This is a genomic window from Photobacterium sanctipauli, assembly GCF_003026495.1.
Classification (GTDB): domain Bacteria; phylum Pseudomonadota; class Gammaproteobacteria; order Enterobacterales; family Vibrionaceae; genus Photobacterium; species Photobacterium sanctipauli.
Genome location: NZ_PYMA01000011.1, coordinates 67090 through 82525, shown reverse-complemented (window position 1 = coordinate 82525; position 15436 = coordinate 67090). Strand labels below are relative to the sequence as shown.

Below are 15436 nucleotides of genomic sequence, written 5' to 3'. Positions count from 1 at the left end.
ATGAACAACGCACATATCGTCCTGCTCGATAACTTTGACTCTTTTACCTACAACCTGGTTGATCAATTCCGCTCGTTGGGCTTTCCGGTCACCATTTACCGCAACAGCCTGACTGTTGAACAAATGGAACAAGCACTGGCAGAAAAAGACAATCCTGTATTGGTATTATCACCAGGCCCAGGCGCCCCTGCGGATGCCGGCTGTATGCCAGAGCTCATTAAGCGAGTTAGGGGTAAGGTACCCATGATCGGTATCTGCCTCGGCCACCAAGCGATTATCGAAGCATACGGTGGTAAAGTCTCAGGTGCTGGCGAGATCGTTCATGGTAAATCAGCGATGATGAACCACAACGGCCATGCCGTATTTGGCGAGCTGCCAAGCCCGCTATCCATTGCCCGCTACCATTCACTGGTTGCCGAGCAAGTACCATCGAGCCTGCAAGTAACAGCCGATGTCGACGGCTTGGTAATGGCGGTCAGCAATGATGAGGATCGGGTATGTGGCTACCAGTTCCACCCTGAGTCAATCTTGACGACCCAAGGCGCGCAGCTACTGACCAATACCTTGAACTGGGTAATGACCAACCCAGCAACAGATGCCAAAGCCTGATAGCAACGAATTTTAGGGAATAAGATTATGGATGCGACCATTTACACCATTGCAAACAAATTATACGAACAGCAAGCGCTAACCCAAGAAGAGAGCCTGACGCTGTTTGATGCCATCATCAAAGGTGAAGTTGAGCCTATTCTGCTGTCAGCCGTATTAACAGCGCTGAAAATCAAGGGTGAGACACCAGAGGAAATCGCAGGTGCGGCCAAGGCACTGCTTGCCAACGCTAACCCGTTTCCAAGCCCGGACTACGACTTTGCCGATATCGTTGGCACAGGCGGTGACGGCGCTAACACCATCAATATCTCAACCACCGCGGCTTTTGTGGCTGCCGCTTGCGGCATCAAGGTAGCCAAGCACGGCAACCGTGGGGTGTCGAGCAAATCAGGTTCGTCGGATCTACTCGACAAGTTCGGCATCAACCTTGCCATGAAACCAGAAACAGCACGTGAAGCGCTGGATGATCTGGGTGTGTGCTTCCTGTTTGCCCCTGAGTACCACGGCGGTGTTCGCCACGCGATGCCGGTTCGTCAAACACTCAAGACACGTACCATCTTCAACCTGCTTGGCCCATTGATTAACCCTGCTCGCCCTAACATCGAGCTAATGGGTGTTTATGACAAGTCGCTGGTTCGCCCGATTGCCGAAACCATGGCGACGATGGGCATGAAACGCGCCGCGGTTGTCCACGGCAGCGGGTTAGATGAGGTGGCTATCCACGGTGAAACCACAGTGGCAGAAATCATCGACGGCGAAATCAAAGAGTACACCCTGACGCCGGCCGACTTCGGCCTTAACACCCACCCTCTTGACACTATCAAGGGCGGTGAGCCGGAAGAGAACCGTCAGATCATCACTGACATCCTGACGGGTAAGGGAACGGAAGCACAAGTTGGCGCTGTGGCGGTTAACGTCGCACTGCTTCTTCGCCTATTCGGCAACGAAGATCTGAAAGCCAATACCCAAAAAGCAATTGATGTAATGCAATCTGGCAAGGCTTACGAGCTTGTCGGCCAACTGGCAGCACGAGGTTAAAGATGGAAACGGTTCTAGCAAAAATTGTCGACGACAAGCGTATCTGGGTTGCCGAGCGTAAACAGCAGCAACCGCTAGAGGGCTTCAAGGACGGCCTAACCCCATCCGATCGCGACTTCTACCAAGCCCTTTCTGGCGACAATGCGGCATTCATTCTTGAATGTAAAAAGGCATCACCATCAAAAGGCTTGATCCGCGACGACTTTAACCTTGATTACATTGCGCAAGTTTACAACGGCCATGCCAGCGCACTTTCGGTGTTGACCGACGAGAAATACTTCCAAGGTAATTTCGACTTCCTGCCACAGGTACGCGGCCAAGTAACCCAACCGGTACTGTGCAAGGACTTCATGGTGGATACCTACCAAGTTTACCTTGCTCGCCACTACCAAGCGGATGCCATTTTGCTCATGCTATCGGTACTCAACGACGAAGAGTACCGTGAACTGGCAGCAGTGGCTAAAACGCTGAACCTGGGCATCCTGACCGAAGTCAGCAACGAAGAAGAGTTGGTGCGCGCAATTGACCTGAAAGCCAAGGTTGTGGGTATCAACAACCGTAACCTGCGCGATCTAAGCATCGACCTAAACCGTACCAAGGAGTTGGCACCACGCTTACCTGAAGGCACGGTCGTTATTTCAGAGTCGGGGATCTACAACCACCAGCAAGTGCGTGATCTTTCTGCCTATGCCAACGGCTTTTTGATCGGTAGCTCATTGATGGCAGAAGAAAACATCGAGCTTGCTGTTCGCCGTGTTACCCTAGGCGAGAACAAAGTTTGCGGCCTAACCCGCCCTGAAGATGCCAGCGCGGTGTACCAAAGCGGCGCCGTGTATGGCGGCTTGATTTTTGTCGCCAAGTCGCCTCGCCATGTTGACCTTGAGCAAGCGCGCTTGGTCATGAGCGGTGCCCCGCTGCACTATGTGGGCGTATTCCAAAACGCCGAGCTAAGCACAGTAGCCGAGACAGCCAAGTCATTATCGCTAGCGGCAGTACAACTGCACGGCGACGAAAGCCCAGAATATATTCAGCAGCTGAAGCAACTGCTACCGGCAAGCTGCGAAATCTGGAAAGCCCATGGCGTTACCGATACGGCACCAAGCTTTGCAAACTGGGCCGATGTCGACAAGCACCTGCTTGATACCAAAGTTGGCGAGCAGTCAGGCGGCACGGGGGTTGCTTTTGACTGGCAGCTTATCCCAGCGGAAGACAAGCAATCTATCATGCTGGCTGGCGGCCTAAGCCCAGACAATGCCAGCGAAGCCGCCGATATCGGCTGCAGAGGCCTCGACTTAAACTCAGGTGTTGAGAGCGAGCCAGGTAAGAAAGACCCATCAAAATTGAAAGCGGCATTTGCGGCTATCAGAAAGTATTAAGGAAAGAACACAATGAGTAAGATAAATGCCTACTTTGGTGAATTTGGTGGTCAGTATGTCCCTCAGATTCTGGTACCAGCCCTCGACCAACTAGAAGCCGCCTTTGTTGAAGCACAGCAAGATCCAAGCTTCCAGGAAGAATTCCTTAACCTGCTAAAAGAATACGCAGGTCGCCCAACGGCATTGACGCTGTGTCAGAACCTGACTAAGGGCACCAAAACCAAGCTTTACCTAAAGCGTGAAGACCTACTTCACGGTGGCGCGCACAAAACTAACCAGGTACTGGGCCAGGCCCTACTGGCGAAGCGCATGGGTAAAAACGAAATCATCGCAGAAACCGGTGCAGGCCAACACGGTGTCGCAACCGCACTGGCATGTGCCCTGCTTGGCCTAAAATGCCGCGTTTACATGGGTGCCAAAGACGTTGAACGTCAAAGCCCGAACGTGTTCCGCATGAAGCTGATGGGCGCGGAAGTGATCCCAGTCCATTCAGGCTCTGCAACCCTGAAGGATGCCTGTAACGAAGCCATGCGTGACTGGTCTGCCTCCTACGATAAGGCTCACTACCTGCTAGGTACGGCGGCTGGCCCTCACCCGTTCCCGACTATCGTTCGTGAGTTCCAGCACATCATTGGTGAAGAAACCAAGGCGCAAATCCTTGAAAAAGAAGGTCGCCTGCCAGATGCCGTTATCGCTTGTGTTGGCGGCGGTTCTAACGCCATCGGTATGTTCTCTGACTTCATCGATGAAGAGCCTGTTGGCCTGATTGGTGTTGAGCCTGCAGGTAAAGGTCTGGATACAGACATGCACGGCGCACCGCTCAAGCACGGTAAGCTGGGTATCTTCTTTGGCATGAAAGCGCCACTGATGCAGGACGAGCATGGCCAGGTTGAAGAGTCATACTCCGTATCTGCTGGCCTGGACTTCCCGTCTGTTGGCCCACAGCACGCCCACCTTAATGCCACGGGCCGTGCTGAATACGTCGCGGTTACCGACGACGAAGCGCTGGACGCATTCCAATCGCTTGCACGCAACGAAGGTATTATCCCGGCACTGGAGTCTGCACACGCATTGGCACACGCCCTGAAGATGATTGAAGAAAACCCAGAAAAAGAACAACTATTGGTTGTGAACCTATCAGGCCGTGGCGATAAAGATATCTTCACTGTTCACGACATCCTAGACGCAAAAGGAGCACTGTAATGGATCGTTATCAAGCACAATTCGAACGCCTGGCGGCTAAAAATGAAGGTGCATTTGTTCCTTTCGTGACTATCGGTGATCCTAACCCAAAGCTTTCTCTGAAGATCATCGAAACCTTGGTTGAAGCTGGCGCCGACGCGCTTGAGCTGGGTATCCCATTCTCAGACCCGCTTGCCGATGGCCCAACAATCCAAGGCGCCACTATCCGCGCCCTTGAATCGGGTACCACCCCTGAGGTGTGCTTCAAGCTATTGGCTAAAGTGCGTGCTAAGTACCCTGAAATGCCAATTGGCCTATTGATGTATGCCAACCTTGTTTTTGCCAACGGCATCGACACGTTCTACCAGAAGTGTGCACAAGCCGGTGTCGACTCTGTGCTGGTTGCCGATGTGCCGGTTAAAGAATCAGACGAGTTCCGCGCAAGTGCCGAGAAGCACGGCGTGCACCCAATCTTTATCGCACCGCCAAACGCCGATGAAGCCACGCTTAAAACCGTTTCACAATACGGCGGCGGCTACACCTACCTGCTATCGCGTGCGGGTGTGACTGGCGCAGAAACCAAAGCAGGCATGCCGATTAACCACCTGCTTGACAGCCTAAAAGCGCACGATGCGCCACCAGCCCTGCTTGGCTTCGGTATTTCTGAGCCAGCACAGGTGAAAGAAGCGATCGAAGCTGGCGCCGCGGGTGCCATCTCAGGCTCAGCGGTAGTGAAAGTGATCGAAAGCAACCTTGGCAACGACGATGCAATTTTATCCAACATGCATCAGTTCATTAGTGAAATGAAAGCCGCTAGCCGTTTGGGCTAAGCGCGCTTCACTTAATTGCCTCGCAAAAGCCGTACTTAGTACGGCTTTTTTGTATTCGTTTCCACTGACGAAGCAAAAACTAAACAGAGATCAAAGATCTTCCTGCCTTCAGCCCTTACAGTAACCAACTTGTTAACCAGTCGTAGCACAATGAACACCACCATTTGCTACAGCCGTTAAACATAAGGATTTTCCGCTATTTATTGACCGTTCACAGGTTTAGCGGTAAAACACTGACGCAACATTCCAAGTACAAATATTTATAACTACAGCGCAACCAAACAAACGCAAACATGCATTGCTAACCAGCAAAACTGAGGGTCTCAAACGGTGTTACAGGAAAAGGGAATATTCGGCAATATCGGCGTACAAGTCGTCATCGCCATGTGCGTGGGTACCATTGTCGGTGCAATGATGGGGCCAGCTGCCGGCATGTTTGCCCCGCTCGGCAGCATGTTCATTCACCTAATCAAGATGTTGGTCATCCCGCTTGTTGCCGTTGCGATCATCTCGGGCGCCGCCAGCTTGGGGAGCAGCCAGTCGGCAGGCAAAGTTGGCCTCGCCACCCTTGGCTTTTTCGGGCTAACATCTGCCGTTGCTGTTATCTTGGCACTGGTTTTAGGCGGCGTTTTCAAGCCTGGCATCGGGGTCGACTTAACCGGCGTTGAAGGCATGTTCTCCAATGCCTATGCCGACCAGGGCGACCTACCTTCATTTTGGGCGACCCTGCTTGGCATGATCCCCACCAATGTATTCCAATCACTGACAGAAGCGAACATCCTTCAGATCCTTGTTTTCTGTCTGTTTTTCGGCATCGCCCTGTCCAAGGTGGACAAAGCACGCCGTGACCCGCTGATTAACGGGGTCAACACCATTGTCGAAGCCATGATTTGGATGATCAATGTCGTGATGAAAGTCGCCCCGCTGGGTGTGTTTGGCCTAATGGCAGATGCGGTTGGCACATTCGGTTTCGATGCCCTTATGGTGGTGTTCAAGCTGTTCATGGTGTACATCGTCGCCTTGTTGATTTACGGCTTTATTTTCTACCCGGCCATGATCAAGGTGTTTAGCAACGTATCGCCGCTCAAGTTCTTGTCGGTAATGAAAAAGCCGCAAGCCGTTGCCCTGTCCACTGCGTCGTCAATGGCCACCCTACCGGTCACCATGGAAGTCTGTGAAGAAGAGCTAGGGGTAAAAAATGCTACCGCCTCTTTCGTGCTACCGCTTGGCGCCACCATCAATATGAGCGGTAACGCCATTTACTACGGCCTTGTGGCTATCTTCTTCGCCCAAATTTTTAATATCGACCTTAGTATCGGGGCCTATATCGCGATTATCCTAACCTCGACGTTGGGTGCGGTTGGCCAAGCAGGCGTACCGGGCCCGTCCTTCCTGGTTGTTGCCGTGCTGCTTGCCGCGGGCATTCCCATCGAAGGCTTGCCGCTCCTGTTCGCCCTTGACCGTATCTTCGATATGACTCGCACCGCATTGAACATCACCGGTGATGCCGCCTGTGCCGTCATCGTTGATAGCATGGTTGATACCGGCGAGGCCAAGCCTAGCAACAGCCAAGCGTAGACCCTGCACGCTATAAAACAGCGCTTGCCCTACTTTGATAAAGGCTGCCATCTTGGCAGCCTTTCTTCATTCCAAGCGCTGTACCACCGTGACTCTCGCCCTGAATCCTACACCTTGAAGTAACTTGGGTATAATTATAAGTAATTGATATAATACAAGACCATACTCATCAGGATTCTCTATACATGAAGCAGCTGATTGACTTTATCCCGCTCGTTGTTTTCTTCATCTTATATAAAACCCATGACATCTACGTCGCAACGGGGGCGCTCATTGCAGCAACGGCTGTTCAAATGGCGGTGACATGGGTACTGTACAAAACCGTTGAGAAAATGCAGGTCATCACATTCTTGATGGTGGCGGTGTTTGGCGGGCTGACCATCTTCTTCCATGACGAAAATTTCATCAAATGGAAAGTGACTATCGTGTACGGCATTTTCGCCCTTGGTTTGGCCATCAGCCAAATGCTTGGTAAGCCATTGATCAAAGGGGTGCTAAGTAAAGACATCACCCTTCCTGAATTTGCATGGAAGCGAATAAATGCGGCCTGGGTGATTTTTTTCATTGTCTGCGCGGTGCTGAATGTCTATATTGCCTTCCGTTTACCGCTCGATGTATGGGTTAACTTCAAAGTGTTCGGACTTTTGGCACTAACTTTGATTTTCACCCTTGCCACCGGCGGCTATATTTACCACCATATGCCCAAAGAACCCGATTCAGAGTAGTACAGAGCCGCAACATGACATCAGAAAACAATATCCCTCGCGGGCAACTTCTGCTTCGCACCCTCGCAATGCCTGCCGACACCAATGCCAATGGTGATATCTTTGGCGGCTGGATCATGTCACAACTAGACCTTGCTGGCGGTATCCTTGCCAAAGAGATCTCCGGTGGCCGTATCGTTACCGTTTCGGTTTCCAGCATTACCTTCAAAAAGCCGGTTAAGGTGGGTGATGTGGTTTGCTGTTATGGCGAATGTACTAAAATCGGCAACAGCTCGATGAGCATTGACCTTGAAGTATGGGTTAAGCCCGTTAAAGAACACGGCGTTGAAGAGCGCTTCATGGTTTGCGATGCCACATTCAACTACGTGGCGGTTGATAGCAACGGCCGCCCTCGCGCAGTGAAACAAGCACAGAAGTAATCGCCAACTTTTTTCGGCATGACGTGTGATAACACCTCCTTTTGAGAGATTACTTCTTAAAACGATGCTCAGTTCCGCAAAAAAGCCCTAACTGCTAGTTAGGGCTTTTCTTTTCGATTAGTATGGGATTTCTATTGGTCACCCATGGCTGGGGATTGCCAGCCAGATAAGGAGATAACAATTACATGTGGTACGTCATTTTTTCTCAAGATGTTGAAAACAGCCTAGAGCGCCGTTTGAGCGTGCGTGAAAACCACCTTGCACGCCTTAAAGATCTGCAAGAGCAAGGCCGCCTACTTGTTGCCGGTCCGATGCCTGCCATTGACAGCGAGAACCCAGGCGAAGCTGGCTTTACCGGCTCAACCGTCATTGCTGAGTTCAACTCTCTTGAAGATGCACAAGCTTGGGCTGATGCCGATCCATATATTGAAGCGGGCGTCTACGACAACGTGATTGTCAAACCTTTCAAGAAAGTTCTGCCATAGCAGAACGCACAGAGAAACAAAGATATGCTTAAACGAACACTTGCCTGCTTAGCCGTACTTGTTATGTCAGGTTGTGCCTCTAACTCTCAGGACGATGCCATCAATGCACTCGCGCAAAGCCGGGCTGCAGCTATCAATAACCGTGCTCCATATGACAAGGTTGATGAGTATCAAATCATGAAGGCACAGGCACGAGAAAAAGTGGTCGAGATCACTATCCTTTATGGCGGCGGCAGTAAAACACCGCCAACCCAAGCAGCCAAAACCGCAGCGATGGGATACTGCAACAGCGAAGAGCTAAGCCCAATCGTTAACGAAGGGATCAGCTATAACATCGTGATTATGGATATGCGGGGCCGTACCATGGTTCAGCAACCCGTTCATACCGAGCTCTGCAACCAGCTGGCTCAGTAAATAAAACGCCCGGCTAATAACACCGGGCGTCTGCTACCTAACCACTACAGTGCTAGTTACTACTGGCGGTTAAAGATAAGCACCTTCAAGCCCCCTTCGGGCTCGATGTCTTTAAACTCCGGTGGGTTTTCCAAACGCTGCTCGAAAACTAATTCAGGCGCTTCCGTTTCCATCCCTTCAATCAAGAAACTCGATGAAACAGCCGGGTCATTCACACAAGCGACCACTTGACCTTTTTCCGTCAACAGCTCCGGCAAGCGACGAAGGATCTTCTGGTAATCTTTGGTCAGGGCAAAGCTGCCTTTTTGAAAAGAAGGCGGATCAATGATAATCATATCGTAAGGCCCTAATTTGCGTACCTTACCCCATGATTTGAATAGTTCATGGCCAAGAAAGCTGACTTTTTTAAGATCATGCTTATTAAGGTGGTGGTTATCTCGGCCACGGCTCAGGGCCGCTTTCGCCATATCCAAATTCACCACATGCTCTGCCCCGCCTTCAATCGCCGCAATAGAAAAACCGCAAGTGTAAGCAAACAGGTTTAGTACGCGCTTACCCTCGGCATGTTTCATGACCCAGTCACGCCCGTATCGCATATCAAGGAACAGGCCGTTATTTTGCTTACGGCCAAGATCCAGCTTAAACGTCAGGCCATTCTCCACCACGTCCTGATACTCAGAGCTTTCCCCCCAGAGCAATTCCATCGGGGAGCCTTGGCGATCACGGTGCTGGAGCAACAAAGATGTTGCGCCGCTGTTTTTCCACACGACAGAAGCGGTGAGCGTCTCAAGCAGCTGGTTCAACTCGACGAGGAATTCCTCAGACGGCTCTTTAAACAAGGAAACCAGTACTTGCCCTGCAAGCCAGTCCACCGTTAGCTGCTCAAGCCCGGGCCAGCATCGGCCTCGGCCATGAAATAGTCGGCGTACCTCTGTCGGTGGCGTAGTTAATTGTTCAAGCAAATGTTGCTCAAGGGTATTTAGCGCACTGGTTTCCATCATTCTACAACGTCAAGAAAAATTAAGGGCGCCATTATACCCCCAAGTCACGCCAAGGTGCAGCCTTCCTGGTCGTGCCAGACATAGCTGTTAACCCAATACCAAGCAACAGATAGCAAAAAAGCACCCAAAAGGTGCTTTTTAAAAATTCGATAAACTCGGCAAATTAAGCCACAAGCTTTATTGCATCTTCCTGTTGGCGATGCGTTGCCAGAACGACATATTCCGCGTTCATGCGTACCTGACGCTGGCGGGCTATGCGCTTCTTGTTGATTAGACGATTACGACGAAATGACGCCAGCCCCCAAAAACGTGATTTATTCTTCTTTTTCTTCAATCGCATACGAAGCGAAACAGAGCGGGTCAGGCGCATTTTTTACTCTCGGTCTAGGTAGTTCCTAGACCGATATTATATGTGATCTTTATCAACATTGTAATTGCGAACGGTCAAAATTAGCGCAACCAGCACAGATTTAATTTAACTAAATACGCGTTTCATTCAAAAACCCAATGATAATCGCTATTTTTATAGTTAAATTTCCACAAATGCGGTTATTCCGCCGCCAGTTTGATTTTATTCGGTATTACAGGCCAGTCTAACAACCATGGCGCAGACCATTGTGCTAGCGCTGCTTTCGTTTCTTCAACCAGCCATAGCTCACCGTTGCTTGGCTGGCAGGTGAACTGCTGCTGCTCCCCTTGATAGGGAAAGCGAATGGCATAGGCATGAAGATAGCCACGATCCAGATCTTCCGTGCCATAGATAGGATCCCCCGCGATCCCCGAACCGACACTTCTCAATGCCACGCGGATCTGATGGGTTTTCCCCGTATACGGCTTGCATAGAAACAACCGACGGCCATTGCCGGCTGCAGTCGAGAAAAACTGAGTCACCGATGGATTATCGCAACTGGACTCGAGTTTCCAGCTACTACGGCGAGAGCGGGTCATATCGCCGACCACAATGCCCTGTTTTTTCTTTGGCTTCTTGGTGCCAATTGCCAAGTAGTATTTTTCCACCTCCCGCTGAGCAAAGTTTGCCGACAGCTCAGCGGCAGCCTGCCGATTTCGGCCTAATAGCAGCAACCCCGATGTCATCTTATCCAACCGATGGATCAAATACAGCTGCTCATCCCCACTCTGTTTGGCGACTTCCTGCAACAGCATAGTATCGCCGTCATCCTTATGCACGGAAACATTAGGGTATTTATTAATAACGAGAAAATCAGGATGGGAGTGAAGGATATCGAACATAACAGTCAGGCTCTGGAAGTAACGCGTGAAGTATACCGATAATTAGGGCTAAAGCCAGTCAGGCTATGACAAATAAAAAACGGGAGCCATCAAGGCTCCCGCTTTGTCACAAAAGGTTTTGTTAGTCTGATTACAGCTTCTTAGAAGCCAGACCGCCAAGGGCGATGATCACCAGACCCAGTACCATAATCTCACCTTTGCCGCTGTCGAAGCCTGCTTTAACACCAGCAATTGCAACGATTGCGATAGCGAATGGGATAATGTACTTAACTAGGTTGTACCATAGGCCAAATAGTGGGAACTTGATTTCACCGTCATTAGTGATTTCTTTTTCAAGCTCACTGCGGCTTAGGCGCCAGCCAGCGAAGATACACACAAGCATACCGCCCACAGCTAGGAAGATCTTGTCAGTCAGTAGGTCAAATACGTCGAATGCACCCGTACCGAATAGCTGAGGACCAGTACCGCCTAGTGATAGTGAAGCGAATACACACAGTACAGCCATCACAGCACTTGCAGAGAATACTGCTGTCGAGCGCTTCATGCCTTTTTCATCGATTAGGTACGAAACAACCACTTCCATTAGCGAAACAGAAGACGTCAGTGCCGCAACACTCAATGCCACGAAGAACAAGATAGCCAGTAGAAGACCAATCACGCCGCCCATTTCAGCAAATAGCTGAGGAACAACGACGAAGATCAAACCAGGACCTGCCGCAGGCTCCATGCTGAATGCGAACATTGCAGGGAACATTGCGATACCAGCAAGTAGTGCAACACCCGTATCCATCGCAGTAACCATGGCTGTAGTCTGAACTAGGTTCTCTTTCTTCTTCAGGTAACTACCGTATGTGATCATACAGCCCATACCCAAGCTTAGTGAGAAGAATGCCTGACCCAGTGCGGCTAGAACAACGTTGCTGTCGACTTTAGAAAAGTCTGGCTTGAACAAGAACTCAAGACCCGCCATCGCGCCAGGCAGCGTCAGGCCTTTAACCGCTACTAGAATCAAAATGATAAATAGTAGAGGCATTAGCACCTTACCGGCTTTCTCGATACCGCCAGAAATACCCTTGATAACAACAAGAATGTTGAACATTAGGTATAGGCCCATCCACAGAAGTGGCTGAACTGGGTTAGAGATAAAGCTGCCGAAGCTATCACCAATGGCTTCTGGCGTACTTAGCAGGCCAGTCGCAATTTTGTAGATGTAGGCAATCGCCCAGCCACCAACAACTGGGTAGAAGCCCATGATAAGTAGGCCACTGACAACACCGATGACGCCGACAAATGTCCAGCGGCGATCTGTTGATTTAAACGCACCTACAGCGGAAAGGCCGGTTTTACGACCCACGGCAAACTCGGTCAGCATCACGCTGAAACCGATAACGATAACGAACAATAGATAGATCGCAACAAAAGCACCACCACCACTCTCGCCAGCTGTGTATGGGAACTTCCAGATGTTACCTAGACCTACTGCGGATCCTGCCGCGGCCATTACGAAGCCTAATTTTGACCCCCAGTTATCGCGGGGTTGTGTGGTTGTATTACTCGTAGCCACAATCGCTCCAAAATTTTCTGTTGTGTTTGATAGAAATTGGCGTCTGTAAATATAGCTGTAAACTTTAGTGTACACCTTAAAAAGTGTTTCTGACGCCTTAACATTGCCAAGTAAAACAGGTTGCGATTAGAATGTGAAGCCCGCGACTCTACTTTTTGATCATTAACTGCCTTTTTTCTACTTTTCTGTGCATTTAGCTTATATATTGCACACCTTCGCCCTGTTACCTGTTACATTTGTCAAACAAATCAGCATAAATTTCTTTCCATTTTTTGCAGTCTTCTCACCCTCTTGAGATGGATTTTTCTGGTATTCCTATCGTTTCAATGCAGAATAGAGAATAACGTCCACCACCAATTAATCTAAATGGAACAGTTTTACCAAATACTAGCCTGGGTCGGGGTATTCTTTTACTGGCTGATGATTGCAGCCGTTACCATGCGCGTGGTGTTCAAGCGCCGTGTTGTAGGGGTATCGCTTGCCTGGCTTATGATTATCTACATCATCCCCGTTGGCGGGGTGGTAGCTTACTTACTATTTGGTGAACTTAACCTTGGCAAGAAACGAGCTGAACGCGCCAAGGAGATGTTCCAACCCTATGCCGACTGGTTCCAAAGTTTGAATGACTGCCCCGGCCACCAGCCGCAGTTAATGAGCGAGCACGCAAGGCCGATTAGCGATTTATGCGAAAACCGGCTTGGGATCCCTGCTCTCAGCGGCAACACTTTATCGCTGCAAGACTCACCACAAAAAATCCTGCGCTCATTAATAGAAGATATTCATCAAGCCAACCTCACCATTGATATGGAATTTTACATTTGGCACCCAGGAGGCTTGGCGGATGAAGTGGCGACGGCGCTGATTTTAGCTGCCAAACGCGGCGTAGAAGTGAAAGTGCTCTTGGACTCCGCCGGCAGTGCGCGCTTTTTCCGCTCCCACTGGCCGAAATTGATGCGTCATTCGGGCATCAAGATCACCGAAGCCTTGGCTGTTACCCCATTCAGGATGTTCCTTCGCCGCCTTGATCTACGCCAGCACCGCAAGCTCGTTGTGATCGACAGCGAAATTGGCTATACCGGCTCGATGAACTTGGTTGATCCTGCCTTTTTCAAGACCGAGGCCGGTGTTGGCCAATGGGTAGATGTGATGGTAAGGGTGACAGGCCCGACCGTCGCCGTCATGAACTCAATTCAAGCTTGGGACTGGGAGGTTGAAACCGGCGATCGTTACCTACCAAACTTGCCAGAGTGTGCCCTACCGAGCCTGGCCGACACTATGGATATGATCCAAGTGATCCCATCAGGCCCTGGTATGCCGGAAGCCATTATTCATCAAGTGCTGTTACTGAGTATTTACCAAGCTAAAGAAAGCGTGGTCATCACCACTCCCTACTTTGTGCCTAGTGAAAACCTGTTGCAGGCAATGAAAGATGCAGCCGAGCGTGGAGTCTCGGTTGATATTGTTATTCCCGACAAGAATGATTCCATCATGGTGGAGTGGGCAAGCCGCTCCTTCTTCACAGAACTACTCAATGCAGGGGTAAACATTCACCGCTTCCATGGTGGCCTGCTCCATACCAAATCTGTCGTTATCGATCGCAACCACTGCCTAATCGGTACCGTTAATCTAGATATGCGTAGCTTGTGGCTGAATTTTGAAGTGACATTAGCCGTCGATGACCCTGAATTCACCCAGCAGCTTAACTGGTTGCAACAGGAATATATTAAAGACTCTACGCTGGTAAACCGATCTGAATGGGAAAAACGGCATATTACCAACAAACTCATCGAGCAATTCTTTTATATGTTTAGCCCGTTACTATAAGCAATATTTATTGCTCGATATTAAAAGCTAACTCTTAAGGGTTAGCTTTTTTATTGTGACTTCTGTCACTAAATATTTTTTTGAAAAAAATATTTAAAGCACACCTATCACATGCTACATCCAAAACCAATAACCTAGGTGAATATTTAGATCAGCATTTTAACAAGTTGTTTAAATTATGGATAAGGTATTACTTTTCGAGTTTATATTGCACGGTACAATTAATAACTAGCAAGGCTAATATTTAGCTTGGTTATTTATTATCCAATTCTTATTTTTCGATTATTTTTAAGTTTTACCCAAAACCGCCCTTTAACCCACCATTTTATACACCATACAACCATCTATAAGATTTCATTATTACATCTATCTTTTTCAATTTGGTGTATATCCATACCATTTCATTCCAAATTACATAACGAAGCATCAGCTAATATAGGAATAAGGTAATGAATAAGCTAATTACTAATACTGCAGCATTTTTCACTTCATTTAAAAAAGACGAGCGTGGTGTAACAGCGATTGAGTACGGTCTAATCGGTGTAGCAATGGCAACTTTATTAGCAGTTGTTTTTTCTGTTGAATCTTTTGAGGGTAACAGCCTATTAGAAACTTTAGAGCATGCTTACAACTCAATTCGTGATGCCATTGCTGTGGTTAGCCCTGCTACTGAGTCATAAGAACCATTGCTAGTATTAACACTGGCTTTACTGATTTTGTTCACAGCCAGTATTGATATATTTAAGCGCCAGATACCCAATGAATTGTGCCTAGCCATTTTTATCGTCTCTGCACTCCTTTCATTGGGTGCTGGCTCTTTGGTATATGGGTTGTTTAGTACATTGATTGTCCTTGTTGTCGGCATGCTCCTTTTTAAGCTCAACCTTTTTGCCGCCGGCGACGGGAAATTAGCCGCCGCGTTTGCTGCCGCACTATTACCATCCCAGCTATTGCCAGCCGTTATATATACGCTGGTCATTGGCGGGGTCTTAGCGCTGTTTTACCTCGTTAAAGACCGACTCATATGCCAGTACCTTTTAAAGCAAAGCCGTGAAAAAGAGAAAGGGCTGCCTTATGGGGTGGCCATTGCAATAGGTTTCTACCTGCAAATTCTCGTCGCTTACTACTAACAGGTCGACA

The 15436-nt window shown here is 49.3% G+C and carries 17 protein-coding genes; 13 read left to right on the top strand and 4 right to left on the bottom strand.

The window, feature by feature from the left end; translation table 11 throughout:
• The 10 genes from C9I98_RS16815 to gspS2 all read left to right on the top strand — a co-directional run bounded on the left by C9I98_RS16815 (position 1) and on the right by gspS2 (position 8656).
• Entirely contained in the window at positions 1-609 is a 609-nt protein-coding gene (locus C9I98_RS16815) for an aminodeoxychorismate/anthranilate synthase component II (RefSeq protein WP_036818228.1), read from the top strand.
• A 27-nt stretch (positions 610-636) separates the two neighbouring features.
• Complete coding sequence (gene trpD, locus C9I98_RS16810) at positions 637-1647, top strand: anthranilate phosphoribosyltransferase (protein ID WP_036818226.1); 1011 nt, start codon at positions 637-639, stop codon at positions 1645-1647.
• 2 nt (positions 1648-1649) lie between these two features.
• Positions 1650-3023 (top strand): bifunctional indole-3-glycerol-phosphate synthase TrpC/phosphoribosylanthranilate isomerase TrpF, encoded by a 1374-nt coding sequence (gene trpCF / locus C9I98_RS16805; RefSeq protein WP_107272238.1) that lies wholly within the window; start codon positions 1650-1652, stop codon positions 3021-3023.
• A gap of 12 nt (positions 3024-3035) precedes the next feature.
• Positions 3036-4226, top strand: a complete 1191-nt coding sequence (trpB, locus tag C9I98_RS16800) for a tryptophan synthase subunit beta (protein WP_036818222.1) — start codon at positions 3036-3038, stop codon at positions 4224-4226.
• Positions 4226-5035 carry a tryptophan synthase subunit alpha gene (gene trpA, locus C9I98_RS16795; protein ID WP_036818221.1) on the top strand — a complete coding sequence of 270 codons (810 nt, stop codon included), beginning with the start codon at positions 4226-4228 and terminating at the stop codon, positions 5033-5035. The genes trpB and trpA overlap by 1 nt, the downstream gene beginning before the upstream one ends.
• Positions 5036-5365: 330 nt before the next feature.
• Positions 5366-6613, top strand: a complete 1248-nt coding sequence (locus C9I98_RS16790; protein ID WP_036818220.1) for a dicarboxylate/amino acid:cation symporter — start codon at positions 5366-5368, stop codon at positions 6611-6613.
• A 185-nt stretch (positions 6614-6798) separates the two neighbouring features.
• The gene (locus C9I98_RS16785) at positions 6799-7338 is read left to right on the top strand and encodes a septation protein A (RefSeq protein ID WP_107272237.1); all 540 of its coding nucleotides are present in this window, start codon (positions 6799-6801) and stop codon (positions 7336-7338) included.
• A gap of 14 nt (positions 7339-7352) precedes the next feature.
• Positions 7353-7757 carry an acyl-CoA thioester hydrolase YciA gene (yciA, locus tag C9I98_RS16780; RefSeq protein ID WP_036830766.1) on the top strand — a complete coding sequence of 135 codons (405 nt, stop codon included), beginning with the start codon at positions 7353-7355 and terminating at the stop codon, positions 7755-7757.
• A gap of 185 nt (positions 7758-7942) precedes the next feature.
• Complete coding sequence (locus C9I98_RS16775; RefSeq protein WP_036830764.1) at positions 7943-8242, top strand: YciI family protein; 300 nt, start codon at positions 7943-7945, stop codon at positions 8240-8242.
• A gap of 24 nt (positions 8243-8266) precedes the next feature.
• Entirely contained in the window at positions 8267-8656 is a 390-nt protein-coding gene (gspS2, locus tag C9I98_RS16770) for a type II secretion system pilot lipoprotein GspS-beta (RefSeq protein WP_036830762.1), read from the top strand.
• A gap of 59 nt (positions 8657-8715) precedes the next feature.
• Here the strand turns inward: gspS2 and C9I98_RS16765 are convergent, their stop codons facing one another.
• From C9I98_RS16765 to C9I98_RS16750, 4 genes are all read right to left on the bottom strand, one after another.
• Complete coding sequence (locus C9I98_RS16765; RefSeq protein ID WP_036830760.1) at positions 8716-9654, bottom strand: class I SAM-dependent methyltransferase; 939 nt, start codon at positions 9652-9654, stop codon at positions 8716-8718.
• Between the two features lie 166 nt (positions 9655-9820).
• Positions 9821-10027 carry a hypothetical protein gene (locus C9I98_RS16760; protein ID WP_036830759.1) on the bottom strand — a complete coding sequence of 69 codons (207 nt, stop codon included), beginning with the start codon at positions 10025-10027 and terminating at the stop codon, positions 9821-9823.
• A gap of 179 nt (positions 10028-10206) precedes the next feature.
• Positions 10207-10908, bottom strand: coding sequence for a TIGR01621 family pseudouridine synthase (locus tag C9I98_RS16755; RefSeq protein ID WP_036830756.1), 702 nt, complete (start codon positions 10906-10908; stop codon positions 10207-10209).
• A 130-nt stretch (positions 10909-11038) separates the two neighbouring features.
• Positions 11039-12472 (bottom strand): sodium-dependent transporter, encoded by a 1434-nt coding sequence (locus C9I98_RS16750; RefSeq protein WP_107272236.1) that lies wholly within the window; start codon positions 12470-12472, stop codon positions 11039-11041.
• Between the two features lie 366 nt (positions 12473-12838).
• Between C9I98_RS16750 and cls the strand changes: the two genes are divergently transcribed.
• From cls to C9I98_RS16735, 3 genes are all read left to right on the top strand, one after another.
• Positions 12839-14296, top strand: a complete 1458-nt coding sequence (cls, locus tag C9I98_RS16745; RefSeq protein ID WP_107272235.1) for a cardiolipin synthase — start codon at positions 12839-12841, stop codon at positions 14294-14296.
• 449 nt (positions 14297-14745) lie between these two features.
• A complete protein-coding gene (locus C9I98_RS16740; protein WP_107272234.1) occupies positions 14746-14976 on the top strand; it encodes a Flp family type IVb pilin in 231 nt (76 codons plus the stop codon).
• 6 nt (positions 14977-14982) lie between these two features.
• Positions 14983-15426 carry an A24 family peptidase gene (locus C9I98_RS16735; protein ID WP_036826141.1) on the top strand — a complete coding sequence of 148 codons (444 nt, stop codon included), beginning with the start codon at positions 14983-14985 and terminating at the stop codon, positions 15424-15426.
• The last annotated feature ends 10 nt before the right edge of the window (positions 15427-15436 follow it).

Coding starts and splice junctions, on each gene's coding strand:
- trpA (WP_036818221.1), top strand. CDS start 4,226: ATGGATCGTTATCAAGCACAATTCGAACGCCTGGCGGCTAAAAATGAA.
- C9I98_RS16775 (WP_036830764.1), top strand. CDS start 7,943: ATGTGGTACGTCATTTTTTCTCAAGATGTTGAAAACAGCCTAGAGCGC.
- C9I98_RS16740 (WP_107272234.1), top strand. CDS start 14,746: ATGAATAAGCTAATTACTAATACTGCAGCATTTTTCACTTCATTTAAA.
- gspS2 (WP_036830762.1), top strand. CDS start 8,267: ATGCTTAAACGAACACTTGCCTGCTTAGCCGTACTTGTTATGTCAGGT.
- C9I98_RS16785 (WP_107272237.1), top strand. CDS start 6,799: ATGAAGCAGCTGATTGACTTTATCCCGCTCGTTGTTTTCTTCATCTTA.
- C9I98_RS16755 (WP_036830756.1), bottom strand. CDS start 10,908: ATGTTCGATATCCTTCACTCCCATCCTGATTTTCTCGTTATTAATAAA.
- C9I98_RS16815 (WP_036818228.1), top strand. CDS start 1: ATGAACAACGCACATATCGTCCTGCTCGATAACTTTGACTCTTTTACC.
- yciA (WP_036830766.1), top strand. CDS start 7,353: ATGACATCAGAAAACAATATCCCTCGCGGGCAACTTCTGCTTCGCACC.
- cls (WP_107272235.1), top strand. CDS start 12,839: ATGGAACAGTTTTACCAAATACTAGCCTGGGTCGGGGTATTCTTTTAC.
- trpCF (WP_107272238.1), top strand. CDS start 1,650: ATGGAAACGGTTCTAGCAAAAATTGTCGACGACAAGCGTATCTGGGTT.
- trpB (WP_036818222.1), top strand. CDS start 3,036: ATGAGTAAGATAAATGCCTACTTTGGTGAATTTGGTGGTCAGTATGTC.
- C9I98_RS16760 (WP_036830759.1), bottom strand. CDS start 10,027: ATGCGCCTGACCCGCTCTGTTTCGCTTCGTATGCGATTGAAGAAAAAG.
- C9I98_RS16765 (WP_036830760.1), bottom strand. CDS start 9,654: ATGGAAACCAGTGCGCTAAATACCCTTGAGCAACATTTGCTTGAACAA.
- trpD (WP_036818226.1), top strand. CDS start 637: ATGGATGCGACCATTTACACCATTGCAAACAAATTATACGAACAGCAA.